A 25901-nucleotide genomic window follows, 5' to 3' on the forward strand; every position below is an offset into this window, starting at 1 on the left:
TTTCCGCTTTAAGCATGTTCTATAACATATTAATCTTCTGCGATACTGTTATATAAATACCTTTTGATGCTTCTTTTGGGAGTTTTCTCAAATTCTGTAGGATAAAGCTGTATCTGGCTGACCTTTTCGTAAGCGGCAACGCTGTTATTCAGGCTTTTGAGATTTTCGTCCATAATGGTCTTCAGGTTTTCCGGATTATTCAATCCTAAGGAATCCAATGCTTCGTAGTCGGCATAAACCAAAGCTACCAATTTCTTATTACGTTCAATCACAAGGCTTTCCAGGACAAACGGCATGTTGTTGAGGCGGGCCTCTATTTCTTCCGGAAAGATATTCTGTCCGCTGGAGCTTAGAATCATGGTTTTGCTGCGTCCGCGGATATAAAGGTTGTTGTTGTCGTCCAAAGTACCTAAGTCACCGGTACGCAGCCAGCCGTCCTCGGTAAAAACTTCTTTGGTGGCTTCCGGATTCTTATAATAACCAACCATTACGTTTTCACCGCGTACCTGTATCTCGCCCAGTCGGTCATCCGGATTTTCTTTATAGATGCGGGCTTCCATGATGTCGAGTACCCGTCCGGAAGAGGTCGTTACGAATTCGTTCCATGGGGCGTAGCTGATAAGCGGGGCACATTCCGTCATGCCGTAACCGATGGTGAAAGGGAATTTGATGCGATGAAAGAATTCCTCCACTTCCGGGTTCATGGCGGCGCCGCCGATGATGACTTCCTTGAACCGGCCACCCAGCGCATCTACCAGTTTCTTGCGGATTTGCCCGTATATCTGTCCGTCCAGCAAAGGAATGCTGAGCGCCCATTTCATGGACTTTTTGTTGATAATAGGCTGAATGACATTCTTGTATATCTTTTCAATCACAAGGGGGACGGTTATAATCAGATTGGGTTTTACTTCTTCAAATGCCTTCATCAGGATTTTGGGAGAAGGAATTTTGCCCAACAACGTGACATGAGTGCCCACAGCCGTAGCGGTCAGGAAGTCGAAAGCGCAACCGTAAGCATGTGCCAACGGCAGGAAAGAGAGCACTTTATCACCTTTCTTCAGCAATTCGGTACGGATGCCGAAAGTTACGTTACCTGCCAGGTTGTTTCCGGTCAGCATAACGCCTTTGCTGAAACCCGTCGTACCCGAAGTATAGTTCAACAACATTATTTTGTCATTGGAAAGGTCGGTATAAGCCACATCTTCCCGTGTGAAACCATTCGGATAGGTTTCTTCCATTTTATCGCCCAGATGCTTGAGGAAACGCTGGATAGTCTCTCCGTCACGCTGATACAGGCAGCGGAAATCGTTGAGAGAGAATACTCCGCGCAAGCCGGTAAGCCGTTCTTCTTCCAGATGCTCCCAAATGGCATCGCTGGTAAAGAGGAATACAGATTCGGAATGATTAACGATGTGATGTACATCATTGGGGTTGAAATCCTGCAGGATAGGAACTACGATACCGCCATAAGTGATAATCGCCATATAAGCGATGCACCAGCGGGCATTATTCTTGCCGATAACCGCTATCTTATCGCCGCGGCGCAGGCTGCAATGCTTGAATAACAGGTGTAATTTGGCAATTTCTTGCGCAACTTCTCCGTAGGTATAACTTTCGTTTTCTCCATAATCGGTATAACAGGGGAGGTCCCAATTCTCGCGGAAACTATGCTCGTATAGCTTGATAAAGTTTTCTTGTATCATTGCACGTTTTTTGATGAATTGTGCAAAAGTAGGAAAAATATAATAATAATGTGTACCTTTGTCGTGAAAATGTGATTTAGGCTCATGATAGATACCAATATATTTCAAGATAAGACAGCGGTTTACTATACGTTGGGGTGCAAGCTGAATTTCTCGGAGACCTCGACTATCGGTAAGATTTTGCGGGAGGCAGGCGTGCGTACGGCGCGCAAAGGAGAGAAAGCGGATATATGTGTGGTAAACACCTGTTCGGTTACCGAAGTGGCGGATAAGAAGTGCCGCCAGGCCATTCATCGTTTGGTGAAGCAGCATCCGGGAGCTTTTGTGGTGGTAACGGGGTGTTATGCCCAGTTGAAGCCGGATGCTGTGGCAAAGATAGAAGGCGTGGACGTTGTGCTGGGGGCGGAGCAGAAGAAAGACCTGCTTCAATATCTGGGTGACTTGAAAAAGCATGAAAGCGGTGAGGCTTATACCTCCGCTTTGAAAGATATCCGTTCGTTCGCTCCGTCGTGCTCGCGTGGCGACCGTACCCGTTTCTTCTTGAAAGTGCAAGACGGTTGCGATTATTACTGCTCTTATTGCACCATTCCTTTTGCCCGCGGACGCAGTCGTAACGGAAGTATTGCCTCTCTTGTGGAGCAGGCTCGTCAGGCGGCGGCCGAAGGCGGTAAGGAGATTGTCTTGACAGGAGTAAACATCGGTGATTTCGGCAAATCGACAGGGGAAACTTTTTTTGATTTGGTGAAAGCGCTGGACGAAGTGGAAGGCATCGAACGCTATCGTATATCTTCTATCGAGCCTAACTTGCTGACGGACGAAATCATTAAGTTCGTATCCCGTTCCAAGCGGTTCATGCCTCATTTCCATATCCCGTTGCAATCGGGTAGCGATGAAGTGTTGAAACTGATGCGCAGGCGATATGATACGGCTTTATTTGCTTCTAAAGTGAGGCGGATAAAGGAAGTGATGCCTGATGCCTTTATCGGCGTGGACGTAATTGTGGGTACCCGTGGAGAAACGGAAGAATACTTTGAACAGGCCTACCGGTTTATTCAAGGCCTGGATGTGACGCAGCTTCATGTGTTCAGCTATTCCGAACGTCCGGGCACGCAGGCCTTGAAGATAGACCATGTGGTATCCTCCGAGGAAAAGCACAGACGCAGCCAGCTTCTGCTGGAATTGTCGGACGAAAAGACACGCGCGTTTTACGCCCGCCATATCGGGCAGACAATGCCGGTTCTGTTGGAGCGCTCTAAACCGGGAACACCTATGCACGGCTTTACTCCGAATTATATCCGGGTGGAAGTACCGCATGATGATGCGTTGGATAATCAGGTAATTCCGGCGCGTATGGGTAATTTTAATGAAGAAGGCACGGCTCTTTTGGGAGTGCTTGGCGATAAGGGATTGGCAGATAAGTAATCAGTAATAAGGAATTGACAAGGTGAAATCGAGATTGATTTATTGGTTGACTTATGCAGGCATGTGGCTGTTGGCCTTATTGCCTTTTAAGGCGCTTTATGCGCTATCCGACGGGCTTTGCTTTTTGATGCATCACGTCGTGCACTATCGGCGCAGAGTGGTACGCACTAATTTGCGCCATGCATTTCCCGAAAAGTCCGAGACGGAACTGCGGGATATAGAACGCGGGTTCTATCGTTATATCTGCGATTATATGCTGGAAGAGGTGAAGATGCTGCGCATGTCTTTCAAGGAACTCTGCCGGCGCATGGAATATGACAATAAGGAAGAGTACCTTGCCATGATCGAGAAACATGGCGGCATTGTGTTGCTCATACCGCATTACGCTAATTTCGAGTGGATTACGGGAATGAGCAGTATTATGCAAGAGGGAGATATACCGGTACAAATCTATAAACCGCTGCACAATAAATATATGGATGCGATGTTTAAACGCATCCGTGCCCGCTTCGGCGGTTACAATGTGCCCAAACATTCTACGGCGCGTGAAATTATCAAACTGCGTCGTGACAATAAACGTGTGGCGGTGGGAATGATAACCGATCAGTCTCCCAATCCTAACGAGGCGCATCATTGGACAACCTTCCTGAATCAGGATACCGGTTTTATGGACGGTGCCGAGCGTATAGCGAAACTCATGGACTTCCCCGTATTCTATTGCGAATTGAAGAAGCAGGGGAGGGGCTATTGCCGTGTCCGGTTTGACTTGATAACCGAAACGCCGAAGGCAACTGCCGACGGTGAGATAACGGAATGTTTTGCCCGCCGTTTGGAGCAGACAATTCGTAGGGAACCGCCCTATTGGTTCTGGTCGCATAAGCGTTGGAAACTAAAGCGTGAAGATACCATACAACATGGATAAGACAGCCGTTGTCATATTAAACTGGAACGGATGTGAAATGCTTCGTTCGTTTCTTCCTTCCGTAATACGCTGTTCCAAAACGGAAGGCGCGGAAATTTATGTGGCGGATAACGGTTCGACGGATGCTTCCGTCGATATGCTTCGACAAGAATTCCCGTCCGTACACCTTATTATATTAAAAGAAAATCTCGGTTTTGCCGAGGGATATAATCTTGCCTTGCAACAAGTATCCGCCGAATATGTGGTGTTGCTTAATTCCGATGTGGAAGTGACCGAACACTGGTTGGCGCCACTCATAAACTATATGGACGCTCATCCTGAGGTTGCGGCGTGCCAACCTAAAATCCGGAGTTGGCGTCAAAAAGAACTGTTTGAATATGCGGGAGCAGCCGGCGGATTTATAGACCGCTACGGTTATCCCTTCTGCCGGGGACGGATAATGGGTGTAGTGGAGAAGGACAACGGGCAGTATGATACTGTCATTCCGGTGTTTTGGGTTACAGGAGCCGCCCTGTTTATCCGTCAGAAAGACTATCGGGATGCCGGCGGACTGGATGGCCGCTTCTTTGCCCACATGGAGGAGATTGACTTGTGCTGGCGGCTTCGCGCCCGTGGACGGATGCTGGTTTGCGTGCCCCAAAGTACCGTCTATCATGTAGGCGGTGCAACCTTGAAGAAAGAGAACCCTCATAAGACCTTTCTTAATTTTCGTAATAATCTTGTAATGCTCTATAAGAATCTGCCGCAGGAAGAGTTGGCCTTTGTGATGCGTGTGCGTGCGGTTCTTGATTATGTGGCAGCTCTGAGTTTTCTGCTGAAAGGGCAGTTTCCCAATATGTGGGCGGTGATTCGCGCACGCCGTGCATTCCGTTTGCTTCGTCCCTCGTTTGCGGACGCCCGTAGGGAGAACCTGAAAAAAACATCCCTTCCGATGATTCCCGAACGGACAGAAAGCAGTATCTTGGTACAGTTTTATCTGCGCGGGAAGAAACGTTTCTCTCGATTGTAAGAACTGTTATCTGTTTCCGATTGTTTATTTGTTAAAGTTATTAGCTTATGGAAAAATTGGTTAGAAAGATTGGCTTGGTGGCGCATGATGCCATGAAGAAAGACCTCATCGAGTGGGTGCTTTGGAATTCGGAACTGCTTATGGGACATAAATTCTATTGTACGGGCACTACGGGAACCCTTATTCTTGCGGCGCTGAAAGAGAAGCATCCCGATGTGGAATGGGATTTTACCATCCTCAAGTCCGGTCCTTTGGGTGGCGACCAGCAGATGGGGTCGCGCATTGTGGACGGAGAGATTGATTATCTTTTCTTCTTTACGGATCCCATGACTCTGCAGCCGCACGACACGGACGTCAAAGCTTTGACCCGTCTTGCCGGTGTGGAGAACATCGTTTTCTGTTGTAACCGCAGCACGGCAGACCATATCATTTCGAGTCCGCTCTTCCTTGATCCTGCTTACGAACGTACCGTTCCCGATTACAGCAACTACGCCAAGAGGTTCGAGAACAAGCAGGTGGTTGCCGAAGCTGTTGAATCGGCAAAGAGACGGAAGAAAAAGAAATGACGGGAAGCCTATCTGTCGCAATGCACTTCCACGCCTGCCGCGTCCAAATCGGCACCCATAGGCGGATTGCGTTTGGATAGTTTCAAGTCTATACTTTCAACGGCAGGAAAGTCGTGAAACAAACGCTTAACTATGCGTCCGCACACGTGCTCCAATAATTTGGAAGGGATGGCCATCTCTTCCTTTACCGCTTCATACACATCGGCGTAACTCACCGTATTGGCCACATCGTCCGTCTCTGCGGCACGGGCGATGTCGGTCTTTAATCGTAAATCAATGATAAAATCATTGCCTGCTATGGTTTCTTGCCCGCCGACACCATGATGGGCAAAGAAGTGTACCTGATTCAAGAATATGTAGCTGGTCATGCGCAATGGGTATATTTTAGAGTGCAAATATAGGTAAAATCTTTCTTCTGTAATTGCAGAAGTGCAATAACCGTCTGTCTTTACGAAAATCTTCTTTTTGTCCATTATATATTTCCGCACGCCGGAATATTGTGTATCTTTGCGGCATGACAACAATGTTTAAATCGGATTTGGTGTAGTAAACAATCTGTATCATCGATGCGGATTGTCCTTTCGTTTACTCTCGGATGATTTCCTTTCGGGAGTGTTTTCCTATGATTATAATTCAAGTTTAATCTGCATACGGTGCCGGGAGCATTGCAAGGCTTTCCGTGTATGCGAAATATATTACGAAAATGAGTAATGAAAATAAAACAATTCATGATTTCGAACTTAACTTAATCTGCGATTTCTTTTCCACCATGAAACGTCAGGGGCCCGGAAGTCCCGAAGTAACGCTGAAAGCATTGAGCTTTATCGATAATCTTACGGATAAGTCTCTCATTGCCGACCTCGGTTGCGGAACAGGCGGCCAAACAATGGTACTGGCAGAGCATGCGCCCGGGAAGATTACGGGACTTGATTTTCTCCCCGGTTTTGTCGATATCTTTAATCGCAACGCAAGGCAGGCCGCTCTGCAAGACCGGGTGAAAGGGATTGTCGGCTCGATGGATAATCTTCCTTTCCAAGAAGGGGAGCTGGACTTGATTTGGTCGGAAGGAGCTATCTACAATATCGGTTTTGAGCGTGGGCTGAACGAGTGGCGTAAGTATCTGAAGCCGGGCGGCTATATCGCCGTATCCGAGAGCTCGTGGTTTACGGACGAACGTCCTGCGGAGATTAACGATTATTGGATGGATGCGTATCCCGAAATAGATACGATTCCTAATCAGGTGGCTAAGGTGCACGGAGCAGGGTATCTGCCTGTCGCTACGTTTGTTTTGCCGGAAAATTGCTGGACGGAACATTACTTCATTCCCAAGCGTGCGGCTCAGGAAGTTTTTCTTTCCAAATATGCCGGAAATAAGATTGCCGAGGAGTTCAGTGCGCTTCAGGCCGATGAGGAAGAACTGTACGGAAAATATAAAAGATTCTACGGCTATACATTCTTCATCGCAAAGAGAGTGGATTGATGATTGCCTGAGATATCCGTGACCGGATGCAGGCACAGGGCAAAACCGTTCCGTAAGACAAATACATTCGTCTTACGGAACGGATAGATTCATCCCGTGAGACGAAAAAAATCATCTCGCGGGATGAATAATTTTATCTCACGAGATGATTTTACTTGTCTTGTTGTGATTGGCTTATCGTCCGGTTTGCGCGATAAGTTCTTTAATCTTTTCGTTCAGGCTTTCGGCTTTCATCAGTTGTTCCAGTGTCAGGTGCATGCGCCAGCGCCAATAGTGACGCGGGTTGGCGGGAACATTGATGCGCTCTTCCTGTACATTCGGGTTGCGCCATTTACCGTCCATCGACATCCAGTCCTGCAAGGAGAGTATGCAGAGGATAGAGTTGCTGTACAGGTGTTTGCGTACAACCTCTTCGCAAAGTTCGGGCGTGGCCACCGCCGGAGCGGCGCCGTAATGTCCGAGCATGGTATTGTAGTAACGTTGCGTTTGCAGGAAGTCTTCTTCCCACCAGCCGCGCAGCGTGGACATATCGTGTGTGGATATGGTGCAAACGGAACGGTACGGATACCAGTCCGGATGTCCGAACTCTTGTGCCGGGTCTTTGGGCATACGCTGTATCTCCAAAGAGAGGATGCGCAAATCGTTCATCACCCATGCCACGCAATCGGGAATCATGCCCAGGTCTTCACCGCATACCAGCATCCGGGTGGATTGCGTCAGTTGCGGTAACTTGTTCATGGCCTGCTCACGCCAGAACTCGTTGTGGCGGTGGTAGTAATACTGATCGTACAGGCGGTTGAAAGCGGCTTTCTCCCAATCGTTCAAGGAACGGTAGATGTAGTCGTGCTGCACGCCGATGCGCGGGTGGTACTTGTACGGGTCGTTGCGGTCGGGTACAAACAGTACGTCGCTGATAAGCGCGTACAAACCGTCGCGTATCCAAATGCTGTCCTCATCCGTCTTACCGGCAAAGTAGGCTTCTACCTTGCGCTGGGTGTCGAATTCGGGACGCATCCGGTAGATTTCCCAGGTGTCCGTCGGTTCGATGAAGGTCTGCTTTACGTAGTTGGTATGCGGGCCGAACATCTGTCCCAGGAAATACTCGTGTATGTACGGTTTCAGGAATTCTTCGCGGAAGGAGAGGCCGTAGCTCTCTATTTCCTCACGTGTCATGGGCAGGGCGGGCACGAATTGTCCCAGCAAGCCATGCACGGCATGCATGGGAATTTCCCAGATACGGAAGAAACCGAGGATGTGGTCGATGCGATAGGCGTCGAAGTATTCCGCCATTTTGCGGAAACGCTTCATCCACCATGCATAGCCGTCTTTCTCCATGATATCCCAGTTGTAGGTGGGGAAGCCCCAGTTCTGTCCGTTGACGGAGAAATCATCGGGCGGAGCGCCGGCTTGTCCGTTCAGGTTGAAATAGTGGGGCTCTGTCCATGCCTCTACGCTGTTGCGGCTGATGCCGATAGGTATATCGCCTTTCAGCACGACACCGTTGGCACGCGCGTGTCCGGTGGCGGCGAGCAATTGCAGATGCAGGTTGAACTGGATGTAATAGTAGATGGCGATGTGCGGGTAATCGGCAGATTCCGGTTGGCAGAGCTTCTCAATTTCTGCGGCGTCGTAGCTGCCGTACTTGGGCCACTCGCGGAAGTCGGGCGTTTTGTAAGCGTCGCGCAGGTAGCTGAAAACGGCATAAGGCTGTAACCATTCTTTGTTTGTTTCAAAGAATTCACGGAAAGCCGCCGAGGCCAGTACCTTTTCTCCCTCTTGCTTGAAGATGAGGTGGAAGTATTCCCATTTGGTTTTGTTGACTGCCTCGTAATCGACGGCGGACAGGGCGTTCAACTCTTTCTGCCGTTTGTTGAATTCCGCCATGGCTTTTTTGTCCTTCAATGTACCCAGTTGTTTCAAATCGGTGTACATCGGGTGGAAAGCGTAGATGGAGATACTGTTATAAGGATAGGAGTCCGTCCACGTATGCGTCATGGTGGTGTCGTTGATGGGCAGAATCTGTACGGCTTTCTGCTTGGTACTTACTGCCCAGTCAATCATGCGTTTCAGATCGCCGAAGTCACCTACGCCGAAGCTCTTCTCGGAACGGAGCGAGAATACGGGTACGGCAACGCCTGCGCCTTTCCAGGCGGGAAGGTTGAAATATACGTAGCGGTCGCCGATGACAACCGTCTCGTTTGCACCTGTTTGCGGATCCGCCATATAGCGGTTCGGGTTGTTTTCCCAGCAAACGGCACGGCGTTCTTTCTTATTATACAGAATGAATTTATATTCCAGCGGGAAGCTGATTTTGGCGGCATCTACCTCTGTCTGCCATTCCGGGAAATTGGCGTCGCTCATAAGCACGGCTTTGTCCGGATTCCAGTCTCCGAACATCGGTTGGTTTCCGCAGATGCCCAGACAGTGGTCGCTGTCGATGCAGGGGGAATACGCCTTTATCAACAGTCCCTTCTTGTGGCCTTTGGGTGCCGCGCTGCGTTCGCGGTGTGCCAGGAGAGATTCCGTAAAGGCGGAAGTATAGAAATACTGCTGTTCCGGCAGGTTTTTCCAGCAATCCTGTATCCGGTAGACTTTCTTGGAGGTGCCGGAAAGGTAAAGTGTGCGGGGTAGGCTGTTCCACTCTGTGCGTGTAGGCCGGCCGTCGCGGAAGATATAGTAGTTGTATTGGACAAATCCGTTTTCCGGCAATGCGATGTCGACTTCCGCAGTCCAGTGAATACCGTCTACGGTTTGTAACGGTAATGCTTGGTCGGGATGTTCGTTTCCGAGTTCAGGTATGGAGCCTGAAACTCTGACTCCTTCACCCCAATTGGTTCTGTACTCGATATTAAATGATAAAGTCATATATATTAGATTTAGAAATAACAATAGCTGCAATGATTATGCAAGTATAAAAAATATTCCTCATAATCATGCAGCTATTGTCAGCTATCTCATTTAAATTCCTATGCAAACGTTTGTGTTTGCCTGAGACTTATCCGCAACGGGATGCGCCGCAAGTGGTACAGATAAGGCAGCCTTCTTGATACACCAGCGTTTCGTTGCCGCAGTTCGGGCATTTCTTGCCTTTGGCTTCCGTTCCGTCCGTTACGTATTTCTTCAGTGCGCGTTCCACGCCGTTCTTCCAGGTGTTGATGTTCTCGCTGTCCAGTTGCAGTGAGCTTACCAGCTTCATTACCTGCTCGATAGGCATGCGGTAGCGCAATACGCCGGAGATGAGTTTGGCGTAGTTCCAGTACTCTTTGTTGAACTTCTCGGACAGTCCCTCGATGGTGACTTTGTAGCCGCGTTTGTTCTCGAACTGGAAGTCGTAACGTTTGTTTCCGTTTTCATCGACGTTCTTGATGATGTGTCCTGTTGAAACATTCTTCGGAAGGATGATACCTTCATCGTCGTCTTGAAGACCGGTGAATATTTCGTAAGGATGTCCGTCCAGCAAACCGACGAATGCCACCCATTTTTCCTTGTTGTTCTGGAAGCGTACCACATCCGCTTCGAGTACCTTAGGACGGGTTTCGACAACCGTAGGCGGCTTGCACGGCGGAAGCTCTTCTTTCTTTTCGCTCTTGGCGGAAATCAGCACGCCGGAACGCGAACCGTCGCGATAAACCGTACAGCCCTTGCAACCGGATTTCCACGCTTCGATGTACAGGCGGTTTACCAGTTCTTCGTCCACATCGTTCGGCAGGTTGATGGTAACGCTGATAGAGTGGTCTACCCATTTCTGGATACGTCCCTGCATCTTGACTTTCATCAGCCAGTCTACGTCGTTGGAAGTCGCTTTATAATAAGGTGACTTTTCAACGAGCGCATCTATCTCGTCTTGTGTATAGCGTTTGGCGGGATCGTAGCCTTCCGCTTCCATCCATGTAACGAACTTGGGATGGAATACGATGTATTCTTCGAAAGCGTCTCCGGTTTCGTCAACGAAATCGATATGTACGTTGGCGTCGTTCGGATTGACTTTGCGGCGGCGTTTGTAGACGGGCAGGAATACGGGCTCGATGCCGGAGGTGGTCTGCGTCATCAGGCTTGTCGTACCTGTCGGCGCAATGGTGAGGCAGGCGATGTTGCGACGTCCGTATTTCTTCATTTCCTCGTACAACTCGGGATCGGCTTCACGCAGGCGGTTGATGAACGGGTTGTTCTTCTCGCGTTCGCTGTCGTACACTTCGAAAGCGCCACGCTCTTTTGCCATTTCCACGGAAGAACGGTAGGCGCTCAGCGCTACCGTCTTATGTACTTTTTCAGCAAATTCGGTTGCTTCTTCGGTTCCGTAACGCAATCCTAACGCTGCCAGCATATCGCCTTCGGCGGTGATGCCCACACCGGTACGACGGCCTTGACCGCTCTTCTTATATATCTTCTGCCACAAAACGCTTTCAGTATGTTTTACATCTTCGTTTTCCGGGTCGGAATCAATCTTGGCCATGATGCGCTCTATCTTCTCCAGCTCCAGGTCGATGATGTCGTCCATGATGCGTTGAGCCAGTGCAACGTGTTTCTTGAACAGGTCGAAGTCGAAGTAAGCGTCCGGCTTGAACGGATTGACCACGTATGAATATAGGTTGATGGCCAGCAAACGGCAAGAGTCGTAGGGGCACAACGGTATTTCACCGCAGGGATTGGTGGATACCGTACGGTAGCCCAAATCTGCATAGCAATCGGGCACGGATTCTTTTAGGATAGTGTCCCAAAAGAGTACGCCGGGTTCGGCGGACTTCCATGCGTTGTGCACGATTTTCTTCCACAAATCGGCTGCGCTGATTTCTTTCTTGAATACAGGCTCCGTAGCGTCAATGGGATATTGCTGTACGAATGGCGTACCATCGATGGCGGCTTGCATAAATGCGTCGGTCAGCTTAACGGAAACATTGGCGCCCGTAACTTTTCCTTCTGTCATCTTTGCGTCTATGAAGGCTTCCGAATCCGGATGCTTGATAGATACGCTTAGCATCAACGCGCCCCGACGGCCGTCTTGAGCCACTTCGCGGGTAGAGTTGGAGTAGCGTTCCATGAAAGGAACCAGTCCGGTTGAAGTTAAAGCGGAGTTCTTTACGGGAGAACCTTTCGGACGGATATGAGACAAGTCGTGTCCCACACCGCCGCGACGTTTCATTAGCTGTACTTGTTCTTCGTCTACTTTGAAGATTGCACCGTAAGAGTCGGCTTCACCATCCACGCCTATTACAAAGCAGTTGGAGAGGGAAGCTACCTGGTAGTTGTTTCCGATTCCGGTCATCGGACTTCCTTGCGGAACGATGTATTTAAAGTGGTTCAGCAGGTCGAAGAGCTCTTCGGAAGTCAGTGCGTTAGGGTACTTGGCCTCAATACGGGCTACTTCATTGGCTATTCTCCAATGCATGTCTTCCGGAGACTTTTCGTAAATATTTCCGAAAGAGTCTTTGACTGCATATTTGTTCACCCAAACTCTTGCAGCCAGTTCGTCGCCTTGGAAGTATCGTAAAGATTCTTCGTAGGCTTCGTCATAAGAATAAATTTTCTTTTCCACGATGCAATATCTCTTAGATTTAATTGTAAATAAGTAAAAGTGTAGAAGTCGTACTTACAGCTAACAAATGTGATTGCAAATCTATGAATGTTTTTTGTTATTGCAAAATAAAAAGAGATGTTTTTATCAACGGAGTATAAGTTTTCCGTTTTTATTAGTTAATAGTTTGATTTACATAAAAATAACTTTTTAAAATGAACAAAAAGTTTTCCAAAAAGAAAATTGCACAGATGATTGCTGCGTAGGTGGCTTGCTCTTTTTAGAAAATATGGGTGCACATATTCGGGGGTATTAAATGATACTCTGTATTTCTTTTTATATATTTGCAGAAAAAAGAAAGAATGGAAAGCTTAAAACAAAGGAGAACAATCCGTAAATATCAGCAGAAAGATATTTCTTCTGATTTGTTAAATGATTTGCTTGAAACCTCTTTTCGTGCTTCTACGGTTGGAAATATGCAGGTTTATAGTGTGGTTGTAACTCGTGACGCTGAGCGTAAGGCCAAGTTGGCGCCGGCGCATTTCAATCAGCCTATGGTGCAGACAGCGCCGGTAGTCCTTACTTTTTGCATTGACTTGCGTCGTTTTAGCAAATGGTGTGAGCTGCGGAAGGCGGAGCCGGGATATAACAATTTTGAATGGTTCGTTACCGGGTCTGTGGATGCCTTATTGGCAGCGCAAACATTCTGTGTGGCAGCCGAAGAAAAAGGTCTGGGCATCTGTTATTTGGGTACTACCACCTACAATCCCCAAATGATTATTGAAGCGTTGGAATTGCCCGAATTGGTTTTTCCTATCACCACCGTTACCGTGGGCTGGCCTGCGGAAACGCCTGCGCAAGTAGACCGCCTGCCTTTGGAGGCCATTGTCCATGAAGAAACTTACCATGACTATACTCCCGAGGATATCGACCGCCTTTATGCATACAAGGAATCTTTACCCGAAAATAAACGGTTTATTGTCGAAAATAATAAAGAAACGCTGGCTCAGGTCTTTACAGATGTGCGCTATACGAAGAAAGACAGCGAAGCCATGTCCGAAACGCTTTGGAAAGCGATGAAAGCGCAAGGGTTTTGATGAAATATGAAATATAATCGTATGTTGCGTTTTTCATAAGTAAATACACATAATCGGCTTATGCTACCTGTCATTCAGAGCGAAGCGAAGAACCTACTCCCTTTTTAAATACATAAAGAGAAGAGATTCTTCGCTTCGCTCTGAATGACAGATAGTAATTTTTAATATTTACCTATGCTTTTATACCTTATATTTAATTTCAGTATTTCAGTTTCCTTTTTTCAATGCGGTCTGAATCTCTTTGATTTCAGCACGGAATGATTTATCGACTTCTTTCAGCTGCTTGATTGTTTTGCAAGCGTGCAGTACGGTAGCATGGTCTTTGTTCCCGATTAACGTACCTATTTTTGCAGTAGAGAAGTCCGTATGATTTTTGGCTAAATACATGGCTATTTGGCGTGCCTGCACCACTTCGCGTTTGCGCGATTTTGTATGTATGGCGGCATTTTCCAAACCGAAGTGCTTACATACGGTGGTGATTATATCATCGATGGTTATGGCCTTGCTTTCGCTGTTCACGACTTTGCGTACAATGCGTTGCGCCAATTCCAGATCGATTTCCTTGTTATATATGGTGGAATGAGCCATGATGGAGATGACGATGCCTTCCAAATCACGCACACTGTTGCCTACATTCTCGGCTATATAGTCAATAACTTCCGGCGGAAATTGTAAACCGTCACGATGTATCTTATTCCGCAGGATGTTTTTGCGCAATTCCACCGTGGGCTTTTCCAGTTCCGCTACCATTCCCCATTTGAAACGTGTAATCAGGCGTTCTTCCATACCTTGAAGCAGTACGGGAGCACGGTCGGAAGTAAGGATGAGTTGTTTGCCGTTTTGATGCAGATGATTGAAGATGTGGAAGAACGTGTTCTGCGTTTTGGTAACGCCTGCAAATTCTTGGATATCGTCAATAATCAAAATGTCGATTGTCTGGTAGAAGTTGATGAAGTCGTTGGTTGTGTTGTTGCGTACGGAATCGGTATATTGTACCTGGAATAGATGCGCAGATACGTACAATACGCGTTTCTCCGGATATAATTCCTTGATTTTTGTACCGATGGCATTGGCAAGGTGAGTTTTCCCCACACCTGACGCCCCGTACAAAAACAACGGATTGAAGATGGTTTTCGCCGGATTGAGCGCTACCGCTTCTGCAACGCTGCGAGAAAGTTTGTTGCTATATCCTTCGATAAATGTGTCGAAGTTGTATTCCGGATTCAGATGCGGATCCAGGTCGGGAACAGGTATCTGCGGAATGGCTTTATCTATCGTCTGTTTTTGCGGTATAATAGTACGGTGGGTAGACTCGTAGTTTACGGTCTTTTCAGGCCGTGAACTTTTGTCCACCATAACATTATACATCAACTTTGTTCCCTCTCCGATTACCTTATAAAGGGTCTTACGCAACAAGTCTACAAATTTATCCTCCAGAAATTCGTAAAAGAACTGGCTGGGAACTTGTACAACGAGCGTTTTGTCCTCATATTTTAAGGGAATGATGGGGAGAAACCAAGTTTTATATGTCTGTTCCGGAACATTGTCTCTGATGATTTCAAGACAGCGGTTCCATAATCCGACATGATCCTGTTCACTCATAACGGCTACTAATACATTTATTATTTAAGCAAAACTTCTACGTTTGCAAAATTGGCAATCTTATTTGAAAAAAACAAATCTCTTTTTTCTTGTGTTTCTCAAGAAAATAATAATCTCTTTACTTTCAGCTACTTATCGGAATACATGAAACCTATGCCTTTATAGGAGCTCTTGCTTTTATATAATAGCCTGTAATGTAGTGGATTATCGTCTGTTTGCGGGCCTTTATATCCTCTGCGGGCAGAGTGAATATAAACCTCTTTTTTACTTTATACATAGACTTATCAAGGGCTTTCTTTCCCCAAACAGATAAGTCTTATTATTTAGACAAAATCTATATAAGCGAAAAATCTACTTATCTTTTTTGCCGAACAACGAGAAGTGAACGTAGCGTTTAGGATGCGATTTCAGGTCTTCCAACAAGCTCGCCGCATTCGCCGTTGTGGCATTTAGATTATTGTAAAGTGACGGGTCGTTCAATAACAATCCGACGGTATTGTCTTTACGGTTTAATTTGTCTGTAATCATTTTTACGTTAGCCAATGTAGAGTCTATGCTTTGCATGGCTGTTGCGTAGTCTATCTCTTTCAGATTATTGGAAATAAGCACGAAGTTATCTCCGATGGTGTTCAGCTTTCCGGTGAGCTGAGGAATATCCTTGTTCATTAATGTTTGCAGCTGCCCGCTGGTTACGGCCAGGTTGGCTGTCAGGTTCTGCACATTGTGCAGGGTGGCCGGTATGGCCGGGTCTGCCAATACTGTGTTTAAAGAGCCGAGGATGGAGTCCAGCTTGGGCAGCATCTTTTCCAGTTGCGGCATCATGGAAGCTACCTTTTCCATCATTCCGTTGTTGAGGGTGCCGGGAATCGTATCTCCAATCTGATATTTCTCGCGGGGGTTGTTGGCAAGGAGAAGGTTCATCTTGACGCCTCCTAACATTTCTGCGGCCAATTCTGCCGTACTTCCTTTGGGAATACGCAGGTCGGTATTGACATCTATTTCGGCAATAACCTTTCCGGGTTGGGTATAATCGTAATACAGGTCGCGTACGATACCTACGCGGAAACCGTCGGCAAAGACGGGGCTTGATTTGGTGAGTCCGTTGACATTGTGAAATTTGACATAGAAATAGCTGGAAGGCTTGAACATGTTGATGCCTTTCAGATAATTGATGCCATATACTAATATGCAGAGCGCGGCTATTCCTGCAATTCCTATTCTGACTTCTTTGGTAATATACTTCATGATGTATTTTATTTATTTCTTTTTGTTTTTAAATTCGTTGACGGCAGCGTTGACGTTCACCTTTTTACCATTCTTGAAAGCTATGATGAAAGCATCCTTGAATTGTGCCGTAATGGAGCGTTTGGTACGTAACACCTTGTTATAATCGGAAGATGCGCCATAGGTGTATTTGTATAAACCGCCTTCCTTGTAATAATCCACATTTTTCAGCCCTTTCAATCGTTTGTCGTTCTTTGCCAACGGACGGGAAGAGGTGAGTATCTGTATCTTGAACACGGGGGCATTGTCTTCTGTTTGCGCAACGGCGGCTTTTTCCGAACGTTGAGGTGTCGGCTTGCCGCTTTGGCCGGCTGCTTTTTTTTCTGTTTTGGATGCCGCGCCGGTAGATGCGGTTGCCTCTTCTTCCGGTTGCGGTATGTCTTCCGGCAGAATGGTCTGGCTACTTCCGTTCAATCGGATTTCCTGCTCGCGCTTATAGGTGAGAAAAGCGCGGAAGATGCCGTTGGCAAGGGTGGTGGTTCCCGCATCCGTATTTAAATAGCGTTCTTCTTCCGGAGTGGAGATGAAGCCGAGTTCCACCAGAATGCTTGGCATGGCACTGGCTTTCAGTACCAGAAAACCTGCCTGATGCACCCCCCGGTCTACCCGTCGGCACGTATTACGGAAATGCTTCTGTACGAGCGACGCCAGATGTACACTTTGCGACATATACTTATCCTGCATAAACTCGAAGATGATATAGGACTCGGCGGAATTGGGATTAAACCCCGCATAGCGTGTTTTATAGTCGCTTTCATAGAGAATAACCGAGTTTTCCCGCTTGGCCACTTCGAGGTTGGCGTCCGATTTTGCAAGACCTAATGTCCAGGTGGATGCGCCTTTGGCGGTACGATTGTTGGCAAGCGCATTGGTGTGGATTGAAATAAAAAGGTCTGCTTTGGCGTCGTTGGCTATCTCCGCACGTCGGTTTAATGGGATAAAGACATCCCGCGTACGGGTATAGACGACTTTTACATCCGGACAATTCTTTTGTATCTGTTTGCCGAGTTTGAGCGCTACATTCAAATTAATGTTCTTTTCTTTGGAAATCTTACCGATAGCGCCGGGGTCATGTCCCCCGTGTCCGGCATCGATAACGACGACAAAATCCTTCGCTTCAGCACTGCCGCTACAAAAAGGAGAGGTGAGCAGCCCCAAGCAAATACCTATATATAATATGTATCGTCTATACAGTTTCATATAAAAAACATTGCAAAGATAGTGCAAAGGTCTATTTTCGCTCCGCAAATGTAGTGTAATTTTATAGAAAACTCACACTTTGCTTTCAAGTTTTATTTGTAACAGCTTCTTTTTAGGGAGATTTAGTCTTTACGTTTGCAAAATTTATAGTTTTTCTATGCCTGCGTTTGGTTTACGGTCAGTAGCGAATAATTCGTCAGACAGCCGTTGCCCTTTCGTTAGACAACTGTCTAACGAAAGGGCAACGGCTGTCTGACGTAAGGATGACAATTGTCTAACGAATTAAAAGTGCCGGATTTCCCGTTTATTCAACTCTTTTTTCCCTTTTATTTTCTGCGATGAGCCTACTTGTTGATAATATCCGTAACTTTGCGCGCAAATATTAATAGGTAGATACAGGTATGCTTCTTCGTTTTATAAAGAATTGGACATTGCCTTTGGCAATGCTTGCGGGTACCGCAGGGTACTTTTTCTTTGCAAGAATTCCTTTGCTTGCGCCGGCAAAGCCCTGTCTGAACGGGCTGATAGCTCTCCTTACTCCGGCTTTGATTTTTGCGCAATTGCTACTGACTTTTTGTAAAGTGGAGGTGCACGAGCTGAAACCGAAGGCATGGCACGGTTGGCTGTTGCTGTTTCAGACGGTTTCGTGTCTGGCTGTTGCGGCTTTGCTGGTGTGCTGCCCCATGAAAGAGATGTATCGGGAAGTCTTTGAAGGGGCTATGGTATGTCTTATCTGTCCTACGGCTACTGCTGCTGCGGTGATTACCGGCAAACTGGGCGGAAGTGCGTCGAGCCTTACCACGTATACTTTGTTATCCAATCTTCTGGCTGCTGTGGCTGTGCCGTTGGTGTTTCCTTGGGTAGAGCCGCATGCCGACATAACTTTCTTTGCGGCTTTCCTGAAAATACTGAGCAAGGTGTTTCCGCTGTTGCTCCTGCCTTTCTTTATAGCATGGTTTCTGCGGGTGTTTGTCAAGAAGGTGCACCGGTATTTATTGGAGTTTCATGATGCGGCTTTTTATTTGTGGGCGGTGGCGCTTGCCATTGTGTCGGGGCAGACGGTGCGCTCGTTGGTGAATAGCGATGCGCCGGTGTTTGTGGAAGTCCTGATTGCTTTAGCAGGTTTGATAGCCTGCTGTGTCCAATTCTATCTGGGGAAGAGAATCGGCGGGCACTACAATGACCGTATCAGTGGCGGACAGGCGTTGGGGCAGAAAAATACGGTACTTGCCATCTGGATGTCCTATACTTATTTGAATCCGTTGTCCTCCGTGGGGCCGGGGTCGTATGTACTGTGGCAGAATATCATTAACAGTTATCAGCTCTGGAAAAAGAGAAAGAGAGAATCCTAAGCCCTCAGGGTAAGGAGCATGTCAAGACATTATTCGTCGTACCCCAGTTTCTTCTCGTTATAATCCGATGCGATATAGGCGGGGCGCCTTTTGGTTTCTTTGAAGATACGTCCGATGTATTCTCCTATGACACCCAATGAGAACAGCTGAATACCGCCCAAGAATAGGATAACGACTATCAAAGTGGGGAAGCCGGCAGCCTGGTCACCGTATATAATAGTCTTTATCAGGAAATAGATGGCGTAGATAAAGCTGGAAATAGAGCAGAGAATCCCGCATACGGTGGCGATACGTAAGGGAGCGGTGGAAGATGAGGTGATCCCTTCGATGGCCAGGTTCAATAGTTTGAAGAAACTCCAGGATGAATGTCCGGCGAGGCGGTCGCCCCGGTCGAACTCTATGCTTTTCTTTTGGTAGCCTATCCAGCAGAATAATCCTTTGGTGTATCGCTCTTGTTCCCGCAGACGCCTTAACGTCAATACGCAGCGGCGGTCGAGCAGGCGGAAATCACCTACGTTCGGCAGGATGTCTATCCGGCTCATGTTCTGCAGAATTTTGTAGAAAGCAAGCGACAGCCGGCGGCGCAACCAGCTCTCTTCTCCACGGCTGCGGCGCTTGGCGTAAATGTCGTCATAGCCTTCTTCCCAATATTGCAACATCCGGTCTACGAGCTCGGGCGGGTCTTGCAGGTCGGCATCCATTATTACGCAGCAGTCTCCGGTCGTGTAGTCGAATCCTGCCAGCATGGCGATTTCTTTGCCGAAGTTGCGTGAAAGATTTACGAAGTTCACCCTGTTGTCCGTTTGTCTGAGTTGGCGGATGACGTCGAGCGTCTGGTCGCTGCTGCCGTCATTTATAAACAAGATTTCCCACTCATAGGTATCGTTGCGGTTGATAAGCTCTATCAAACGTTGATAGAGAGCGGGGAGCATAGCCTCTTCGTTGTAGACCGGAATCAGTAAGGTTACTTTCTTCATTTCACAAGTGGGTATGATAAATACTTCGCAAATATATTATATTTAAGGAAGCTTTGAACAATATTACTTAAAAAAACATCGATTTGAGTACATCAACCTTTTCGTTTGAAAACGAAGCGCACCAATAAGAAATTGACCGGAATGGCTATGGCGAATACCGGAATGGGAGCGATAGCCTTGGAAAGTCCCAGCCACAGGAAGGTGTTCAGCAGTCCGATGTGCAACAGGTAATTGAATAAATGAGCCCCGCCGAAACCGAACGCTTTGCTCCATGACGGCTTTTTGCCGAACGTAAAGTAGGCGGTAAGGTAAAAATTGGCGATAAAGCTGAGGACGTAACCGAGGGTGTAAGCTATATTTACATTGATGAATTTTTGCAGTAAGAAGTATATTCCGTAGTGCAGGGCGGTCGCAAAAACGCCCACCATGACAAAACGTATGAATTCGGGAAGTCTTTTTAATTGCTTCATTTTAGGTTTACACTATCATTGAGGCGGCAAAGTTAGGTATTGTTATAGAATAATTCGTATTTTTGCAGCGTGAAAATGTAAAAACGAAAATATATGTCAGACAGAAAGATAGCGTTCTGGTTTATTGCACTGTTAAGTGTGCTCGTATTGGTTCCCTTTTTAGGAGAAACCATTTTTTATTCGAAAGGGGAACCTCGTGAAGCGATAGTTGCGTATACCATGCTGGAAAGCGGTAACTGGATACTTCCGATGAACTATGGAGTGGAAATAGCTTATAAACCGCCTTTTCTTTATTGGACGATAGCCGTTATTTCATCCGTCTTGGGGGGAGTCTCGGAGTTTTCGGCACGTATGCCGTCGGCGCTCGCTTTTCTGGCTATGCAGTTGGTTTTCTTTAGTTTCGTTGCCAAACGTAAGGACGTAAAGACGGCGTTCCTGACCTCTATCCTTCTGTTGTCTTCTTTTGAAGTACACCGCGCGGCGGTAGCTTGCCGGCTGGATATGTTGCAAGTTTCCCTCATCGTGATTTCATTGTGCCTGCTTTTCCGGTGGGACGAGAAGAACTGCAAAGGAATCCCCTGGCTGGCCGTGTTGTTGATGGCATGCGCTACATTGACGAAGGGGCCGGTCGGCTCCATCTTTCCTTGCCTGGGTATCGGTGTGTATCAGTTATTGCGCGGACGTTCGTTCGGAAAGACTTTCTTTTCGCTGCTGGGTATCGGATTGTTATCCCTCATTCCTTTGGGCGTCTGGTTTTGGGCGGCTTATCAGCAAGGCGGGGAGTCGTTTGTCAATTTGATGCTGGAAGAGAATACCGGACGCTTTTTCCGGAAAATGTCCTATGCGTCACATGAGAACCCGATATGGTATAACTTCCTGACTATTATTTGGGGATGGATTCCCTGGACTTTGGTACTGCTTATTTCCTTGTTCGGGCTGAAATGGAAAAAGATGCATATCCTGCCGGAAGGGGCTTCCGTGGGTGAACGTTTGAAGAAAGGGTGGAATAAATTCCGTTCTCAGTCGCCGTTGCAGCTTTTTGCGTGGGTGGTAATCTTAACGATTTTCATCTTTTACTGTATCCCCAAGAGTAAACGCAGCGTATATTTACTGCCTATCTACCCGTTTATGGGAATGTTGCTTGCCGAATACCTGCTGGCATTGGTGCAACGGGGCGCGAAAGTGTTTAGGATTTCCGCCTGGATTTTTGCTTCATTGGCTATATTGCTTACCGTTACTTTCTTTGCGGTACGTCTGGGAATGATTCCCGAAAGCATTTGGGGCACAGGCAGGCACGCCGCCGAGAATATAGCGTTTACGCATGCGTTGCAGACCGTACAGCTTTCATTACCGAAATGGCTGATTGTGTTCTTGCCGCTTGTGGCTGCTGTCTGCCTGCTGTACATGCTGGTGAAGCGTGCGGATACGCGTTCGCTGTTATATGGTACGGCGGGATGCGTATTATGTATTTTTGTGTCATTGGACGGAGTTTACCAACCCAATATACTGGCGGTGAAGTCGGACAAGCATCTGGCTGTACGCTTGAATGAATTGGAGCCTCAGGGCACGGTATATTCGTATGGCGACTGGGTGAAATTCTATGGCATAAACTATTATTTGGGCGACCGCGTACGTATCTTTGATAGAATGCGGCCTGCCGAGGGGTATGTATTGGTGACGGATGAGCTACAGGAAAAGTTCTTGCAGGAGAATAAAGATTCCTACCGGTTGGAAGAAGTGCATCGTACTCCTTTGCGCAGTTGTGATTTGCGTAGGAAAGTCATCGTTTATAAATTCAGCAAGAAATAAAATGTGCCCTCGCGAGTTGATTGACAAATATTATCCGGAAGCGGATGAACTGAAACATATTCTGCTGACGCACAGCCGTTCGGTGGCTGATAAGGCTTTATGGATTGCCGACAATCATCCGGAATTGTCTTTAGACAGAGACTTTCTGTATGAAGCGGCCATGCTGCATGATATAGGCATATTCCTGACGGATGCCGACGGTATCTGTTGCTTCGGCGATAAACCTTATATCTGCCATGGCTATTTAGGAGCGGATTTGGTGCGTTCGGAAGGTTACCCGCGTCATGCTTTGGTATGTGAAAGGCATACGGGAGCAGGGCTTTCGCTGGAAGATATCATTGCGCAAAATCTGCCTGTTCCCCACCGTGATATGCTTCCGGTAAGCATGGAGGAGCAGGTTGTCTGTTTTGCCGATAAGTTTTACTCCAAGACGCATCTGGAACGGGAAAAAAGCGTGGAGAAAGCGCGGAAGAGTTTACAGCGCTATGGCGAAGCCGGTCTGCAACGCTTTGACCATTGGTGCGAACTGTTTTTGTAGCAATCTAAATTTCTTTAAAAAGGGAGATTATCCGTATAAATTACGTACTTTTGCCCTTTCAAGCGTAAACTGTTAGTTAATGACGCCATTGAAAGCAAATACATTCATATCATTCATACTACTATTCGTCTTACTTCTTCTTTCCGGTGAGGCTGCTTCGCAACGTCGTCGGCGAGGTGTTGTGCCGCCCGAAAGACAGCAAGCGGACTCTTTGCGGGGCGATTCGCTCGGACAGAGGATTGCGTCTTCTCACAGGAGAGGCGTGCGCGATACCTTGCAAGCCGATTCTTTGCAGATGGATACGCTGGCTGCCCCCGGCAAGAAAAAGCAGCCTCTGGATGCTCCGGTGACCTATGAAGCCAACGACTCTATTGTGTTTGCCCAAGGCGGATATGCGCATCTGTATGGCCAGGGAAAAGTAAATTATCAGCAGATAGAATTGGCGGCCGATGTTATTACCATGAATATGGATAGCAGCACGGTATATGCCCATGGGGTAGAGGATTCGTTGGGGGTGAAGAAGGGAACTCCGGTTTTTAAGGACGGGGAAACTCCGTATGAGACTAATACGATTCGCTATAACTTCAAGAGCAAGAAGGGTATTATAAGTAATGTGGTCAGTCAGCAGGGAGAGGGATATGTGACCGGAAACAATGCGAAGAAAGGCACTAATGACGAGCTGTATATGAAGAGCGGCCGATATACGACTTGTGACCACCACGAGCATCCCCACTTTTATATGCAGATGACTTACGCGAAAGTACGCCCTAAAAAGAATGTTGTGACGGGTCCTGCCTATCTGGTGGTTGAGGACGTTCCTTTGCCGCTGGCCGTGCCGTTCTTCTTTTTTCCGTTCTCGAGCAGCTATTCGTCCGGTTTCCTTATGCCTACATACATGGATGACTCCAGCCGCGGTTTCGGTTTGACGGATGGCGGGTATTATTTTGCTATCAGTGACAAGATGGATTTGAAGCTGCGGGCCGATATCTTTACGAAAGGTTCCTGGGCGTTGAATGCAGAGTCTAATTATATCAAGAGATACAAATATTCCGGCTTGTTCCAGGCAAGCTATCAGGTAACCAAGACCGGTGATAAAGGATTACCGGATTATTCCGTTGCAAAAGACTTCAAGATTGTCTGGTCTCACAGACAGGACGCGAAGGCCAATCCGAATCAGACGTTCTCTGCCAGCGTGAATTTTGCGACCAGCAGTTATGAACGTACCAATATCGGAAACATGTACAACTCGAATGCCATGTCGCAGAATACGAAGACCTCAAGTGTCAGCTATTCCCGCTATTTCTTTGACAGGAAACTGACGGTTGCGGCAACCACCAATATTGCACAGACCATGAGGGACTCCTCGGTCAATGTCACTTTGCCCGACTTAAATATCTCTTTGTCTACGCTTTATCCTTTTAAACGCAAGAAAGCGGCAGGCGAGGAAAGATGGTATGAGAAAATCTCGATTCGGTATACGGGACGTTTGACCAACAGTATTCAGACAAAAGACAATCTTCTGTTTAAGTCCAATCTGATAAAGGACTGGAAGAACGGTATGAAGCATGAAATACCGGTCAGCGCTACTTTTACATTATTCAAATACTTTAATGTAACTCCTTCTGTCAGCTATACGGAGCGTTGGTACACGCGTAAGGTGATGAAAGATTGGGATCCCAATGCCGCCGGTGGCAGCGGCAAAGAAGTGGCTACCGATACGATTTACGGTTTCCATCGCGTATATAATTACAATGCCAGTTTGGGTATCAATACGAAGATATACGGTATGTATAATCCTATATTCCTGCCTAAAAAGAAGATACAGATTCGTCATGTCATAACTCCGTCGGTGAGCATAAGCGCCGCTCCGGATTTCGGTTCTTCACGCTATGGGTATTACGAGTCTTACATCAGGAATTATGCGGACGGAAGACGGGATACCGTGACGTATTCTCCCTATTCGGGACAAGCATTTGATGTGCCGGGAAGAGGCAAACAGGGAAATATAACCTTTAGCATATCCAATAACTTGGAAATGAAATATTACAGCAGTAAGAAAGATACTGTAAAGAAGGTTAGCTTGATTGATGAATTGGGCGCCAATATCAGTTATAATATGGCTGCCGCAACGCGTCCTTGGAGTGACCTCGGTTTGAATTTACGTTTGAAGTTGAGTAAGAACTATACATTCAGTATGAGCTCTTCATTCAAAACATACGGTTATAAATTCGATAAGAATGGTAATGTGGTGCCTAATGACCGTACGGAATGGTCGTATGGACGTTTTGGTATATTCCAGGGGTACGGTTCTTCTTTCAGCTATACATTTAATAATGATACGTGGAAAAAGTGGAAAGAGAAACTGAGCGGTACCGGCGATTCCGATAAGGAGAAAAAAGACGAAGCGGCCTCTGAAGAAGGAGAGGGCACGGAAGACGGTTCCGATGATACCGGTATTCCTAAGAAGAAAGTTGAAAAAGCCGCTGTCGATTCCGACGGCTATCAAGTATTCAAAATGCCGTGGTCTCTGAACTTTAATTATAGTTTTAATATATCTGAGGATACCTCAAAGCCTATCAACCGGAAAACGATGCGTTATCCCTATCGCTATACTCATAACCTGAGCGCTTCCGGTAATATAAAACTTTCCAATAAGTGGGCGGTCAGCTTTAATTCCGGTTACGATTTTGAAGCTAAGAAGATAGTACAGACCACCTTTAATATCACGCGCGACCTGCACTGTTTCAGCATGTCGGCCAGTTTGTCTCCTTTCGGGCAGTGGAAATATTATAATTTCACTATCCGCGCCAACGCAAGTATCTTGCAAGACTTGAAATGGGAGCAGAGAAGCCAGACGCAGAGTAATATCCAGTGGTACTAATTATAATTTAGGTACGGATGACACGGATTCATTTTATTCTTTTTCCGTGCAATCCGTGTCGTCCGTACCTGAAAAAT

General features: G+C 47.0%; 19 protein-coding genes. 10 read left to right on the forward strand and 9 right to left on the reverse strand.

Features of this window, described 5'->3' with window-relative positions; genetic code table 11:
- Positions 1-29: 29 nt before the first annotated feature.
- Entirely contained in the window at positions 30-1703 is a 1674-nt protein-coding gene (locus tag BUB52_RS01210) for a long-chain fatty acid--CoA ligase (protein ID WP_039951082.1), read from the reverse strand.
- Positions 1704-1787: 84 nt separating this feature from the next.
- On the opposite strand from BUB52_RS01210, the gene mtaB reads away from it, so the two are divergent.
- Genes mtaB through BUB52_RS01230 form a run of 4 tightly spaced genes read left to right on the forward strand, consistent with a single transcriptional unit; the run spans position 1788 to position 5622 of the window.
- Positions 1788-3125: a tRNA (N(6)-L-threonylcarbamoyladenosine(37)-C(2))-methylthiotransferase MtaB gene (gene mtaB, locus BUB52_RS01215; RefSeq protein ID WP_009123077.1), complete on the forward strand. Its 1338-nt coding sequence runs from the start codon at positions 1788-1790 to the stop codon at positions 3123-3125.
- 22 nt (positions 3126-3147) lie between these two features.
- The gene (locus BUB52_RS01220; protein ID WP_039951083.1) at positions 3148-4047 is read left to right on the forward strand and encodes a lysophospholipid acyltransferase family protein; all 900 of its coding nucleotides are present in this window, start codon (positions 3148-3150) and stop codon (positions 4045-4047) included.
- Complete coding sequence (locus BUB52_RS01225; RefSeq protein WP_009123079.1) at positions 4040-5056, forward strand: glycosyltransferase family 2 protein; 1017 nt, start codon at positions 4040-4042, stop codon at positions 5054-5056. The genes BUB52_RS01220 and BUB52_RS01225 overlap by 8 nt, the downstream gene beginning before the upstream one ends.
- Positions 5057-5103: 47 nt before the next feature.
- Entirely contained in the window at positions 5104-5622 is a 519-nt protein-coding gene (locus tag BUB52_RS01230) for a methylglyoxal synthase (protein WP_009123080.1), read from the forward strand.
- Positions 5623-5630: 8 nt separating this feature from the next.
- Here the strand turns inward: BUB52_RS01230 and folB are convergent, their stop codons facing one another.
- Positions 5631-5990, reverse strand: a complete 360-nt coding sequence (folB, locus tag BUB52_RS01235) for a dihydroneopterin aldolase (protein WP_022219022.1) — start codon at positions 5988-5990, stop codon at positions 5631-5633.
- A gap of 335 nt (positions 5991-6325) precedes the next feature.
- Between folB and BUB52_RS01240 the strand changes: the two genes are divergently transcribed.
- A complete protein-coding gene (locus BUB52_RS01240; protein WP_009123082.1) occupies positions 6326-7102 on the forward strand; it encodes a class I SAM-dependent methyltransferase in 777 nt (258 codons plus the stop codon).
- A 174-nt stretch (positions 7103-7276) separates the two neighbouring features.
- Here BUB52_RS01240 and BUB52_RS01245 read toward each other — a convergent pair whose 3' ends face one another.
- Together BUB52_RS01245 and BUB52_RS01250 are read right to left on the reverse strand one after the other, a co-directional pair.
- Positions 7277-9967 carry a 4-alpha-glucanotransferase gene (locus BUB52_RS01245; protein ID WP_009123083.1) on the reverse strand — a complete coding sequence of 897 codons (2691 nt, stop codon included), beginning with the start codon at positions 9965-9967 and terminating at the stop codon, positions 7277-7279.
- A gap of 130 nt (positions 9968-10097) precedes the next feature.
- Positions 10098-12635: an adenosylcobalamin-dependent ribonucleoside-diphosphate reductase gene (locus tag BUB52_RS01250; protein ID WP_009123084.1), complete on the reverse strand. Its 2538-nt coding sequence runs from the start codon at positions 12633-12635 to the stop codon at positions 10098-10100.
- A gap of 341 nt (positions 12636-12976) precedes the next feature.
- Here BUB52_RS01250 and BUB52_RS01255 point away from each other — a divergent pair, with 341 nt between their 5' ends.
- Positions 12977-13711, forward strand: coding sequence for an NADPH-dependent oxidoreductase (locus BUB52_RS01255; protein WP_009123086.1), 735 nt, complete (start codon positions 12977-12979; stop codon positions 13709-13711).
- A 207-nt stretch (positions 13712-13918) separates the two neighbouring features.
- Here BUB52_RS01255 and dnaA read toward each other — a convergent pair whose 3' ends face one another.
- The 3 genes from dnaA to BUB52_RS01270 form a co-directional block, all read right to left on the reverse strand.
- Entirely contained in the window at positions 13919-15313 is a 1395-nt protein-coding gene (dnaA, locus tag BUB52_RS01260) for a chromosomal replication initiator protein DnaA (protein WP_009123087.1), read from the reverse strand.
- Between the two features lie 351 nt (positions 15314-15664).
- The gene (locus BUB52_RS01265; RefSeq protein ID WP_009123089.1) at positions 15665-16558 is read right to left on the reverse strand and encodes an MlaD family protein; all 894 of its coding nucleotides are present in this window, start codon (positions 16556-16558) and stop codon (positions 15665-15667) included.
- Between the two features lie 12 nt (positions 16559-16570).
- Positions 16571-17797, reverse strand: a complete 1227-nt coding sequence (locus tag BUB52_RS01270; protein WP_009123090.1) for an N-acetylmuramoyl-L-alanine amidase family protein — start codon at positions 17795-17797, stop codon at positions 16571-16573.
- Positions 17798-18198: 401 nt separating this feature from the next.
- Here BUB52_RS01270 and BUB52_RS01275 point away from each other — a divergent pair, with 401 nt between their 5' ends.
- Positions 18199-19149, forward strand: a complete 951-nt coding sequence (locus tag BUB52_RS01275) for a transporter (protein WP_009123091.1) — start codon at positions 18199-18201, stop codon at positions 19147-19149.
- Positions 19150-19178: 29 nt separating this feature from the next.
- On the opposite strand, the gene BUB52_RS01280 is transcribed toward BUB52_RS01275, so the two are convergent.
- Both BUB52_RS01280 and BUB52_RS01285 read right to left on the reverse strand, forming a co-directional pair.
- Positions 19179-20126: a glycosyltransferase family 2 protein gene (locus tag BUB52_RS01280; protein WP_009123092.1), complete on the reverse strand. Its 948-nt coding sequence runs from the start codon at positions 20124-20126 to the stop codon at positions 19179-19181.
- Between the two features lie 92 nt (positions 20127-20218).
- Entirely contained in the window at positions 20219-20596 is a 378-nt protein-coding gene (locus BUB52_RS01285; RefSeq protein WP_009123093.1) for a GtrA family protein, read from the reverse strand.
- A gap of 93 nt (positions 20597-20689) precedes the next feature.
- Here BUB52_RS01285 and BUB52_RS01290 point away from each other — a divergent pair, with 93 nt between their 5' ends.
- From BUB52_RS01290 to BUB52_RS01300, 3 genes are all read left to right on the forward strand, one after another.
- Positions 20690-22405, forward strand: coding sequence for an ArnT family glycosyltransferase (locus BUB52_RS01290; RefSeq protein WP_009123094.1), 1716 nt, complete (start codon positions 20690-20692; stop codon positions 22403-22405).
- Position 22406: 1 nt separating this feature from the next.
- On the forward strand, positions 22407-22943 hold the full coding sequence (locus BUB52_RS01295; protein ID WP_009123095.1) for an HD domain-containing protein: 537 nt from the start codon (positions 22407-22409) through the stop codon (positions 22941-22943).
- Between the two features lie 79 nt (positions 22944-23022).
- Complete coding sequence (locus BUB52_RS01300) at positions 23023-25824, forward strand: putative LPS assembly protein LptD (protein ID WP_009123096.1); 2802 nt, start codon at positions 23023-23025, stop codon at positions 25822-25824.
- Positions 25825-25901: the final 77 nt, after the last annotated feature.

Origin of the sequence: Bacteroides clarus YIT 12056 (genome assembly GCF_900129655.1) — a bacterium.
Lineage (GTDB): Bacteria > Bacteroidota > Bacteroidia > Bacteroidales > Bacteroidaceae > Bacteroides > Bacteroides clarus.

Bases quoted from the DNA above. Each gene is read 5' to 3' on its own strand.
- BUB52_RS01270 (WP_009123090.1), bottom strand. From the start codon at position 17,797: ATGAAACTGTATAGACGATACATATTATATATAGGTATTTGCTTGGGG.
- mtaB (WP_009123077.1), top strand. From the start codon at position 1,788: ATGATAGATACCAATATATTTCAAGATAAGACAGCGGTTTACTATACG.
- dnaA (WP_009123087.1), bottom strand. From the start codon at position 15,313: ATGAGTGAACAGGATCATGTCGGATTATGGAACCGCTGTCTTGAAATC.
- BUB52_RS01255 (WP_009123086.1), top strand. From the start codon at position 12,977: ATGGAAAGCTTAAAACAAAGGAGAACAATCCGTAAATATCAGCAGAAA.
- BUB52_RS01285 (WP_009123093.1), bottom strand. From the start codon at position 20,596: ATGAAGCAATTAAAAAGACTTCCCGAATTCATACGTTTTGTCATGGTG.
- folB (WP_022219022.1), bottom strand. From the start codon at position 5,990: ATGACCAGCTACATATTCTTGAATCAGGTACACTTCTTTGCCCATCAT.
- BUB52_RS01265 (WP_009123089.1), bottom strand. From the start codon at position 16,558: ATGAAGTATATTACCAAAGAAGTCAGAATAGGAATTGCAGGAATAGCC.
- BUB52_RS01225 (WP_009123079.1), top strand. From the start codon at position 4,040: ATGGATAAGACAGCCGTTGTCATATTAAACTGGAACGGATGTGAAATG.
- BUB52_RS01240 (WP_009123082.1), top strand. From the start codon at position 6,326: ATGAGTAATGAAAATAAAACAATTCATGATTTCGAACTTAACTTAATC.
- BUB52_RS01210 (WP_039951082.1), bottom strand. From the start codon at position 1,703: ATGATACAAGAAAACTTTATCAAGCTATACGAGCATAGTTTCCGCGAG.
- BUB52_RS01280 (WP_009123092.1), bottom strand. From the start codon at position 20,126: ATGAAGAAAGTAACCTTACTGATTCCGGTCTACAACGAAGAGGCTATG.
- BUB52_RS01245 (WP_009123083.1), bottom strand. From the start codon at position 9,967: ATGACTTTATCATTTAATATCGAGTACAGAACCAATTGGGGTGAAGGA.
- BUB52_RS01290 (WP_009123094.1), top strand. From the start codon at position 20,690: ATGTCAGACAGAAAGATAGCGTTCTGGTTTATTGCACTGTTAAGTGTG.
- BUB52_RS01275 (WP_009123091.1), top strand. From the start codon at position 18,199: ATGCTTCTTCGTTTTATAAAGAATTGGACATTGCCTTTGGCAATGCTT.
- BUB52_RS01300 (WP_009123096.1), top strand. From the start codon at position 23,023: ATGACGCCATTGAAAGCAAATACATTCATATCATTCATACTACTATTC.
- BUB52_RS01295 (WP_009123095.1), top strand. From the start codon at position 22,407: ATGTGCCCTCGCGAGTTGATTGACAAATATTATCCGGAAGCGGATGAA.
- BUB52_RS01230 (WP_009123080.1), top strand. From the start codon at position 5,104: ATGGAAAAATTGGTTAGAAAGATTGGCTTGGTGGCGCATGATGCCATG.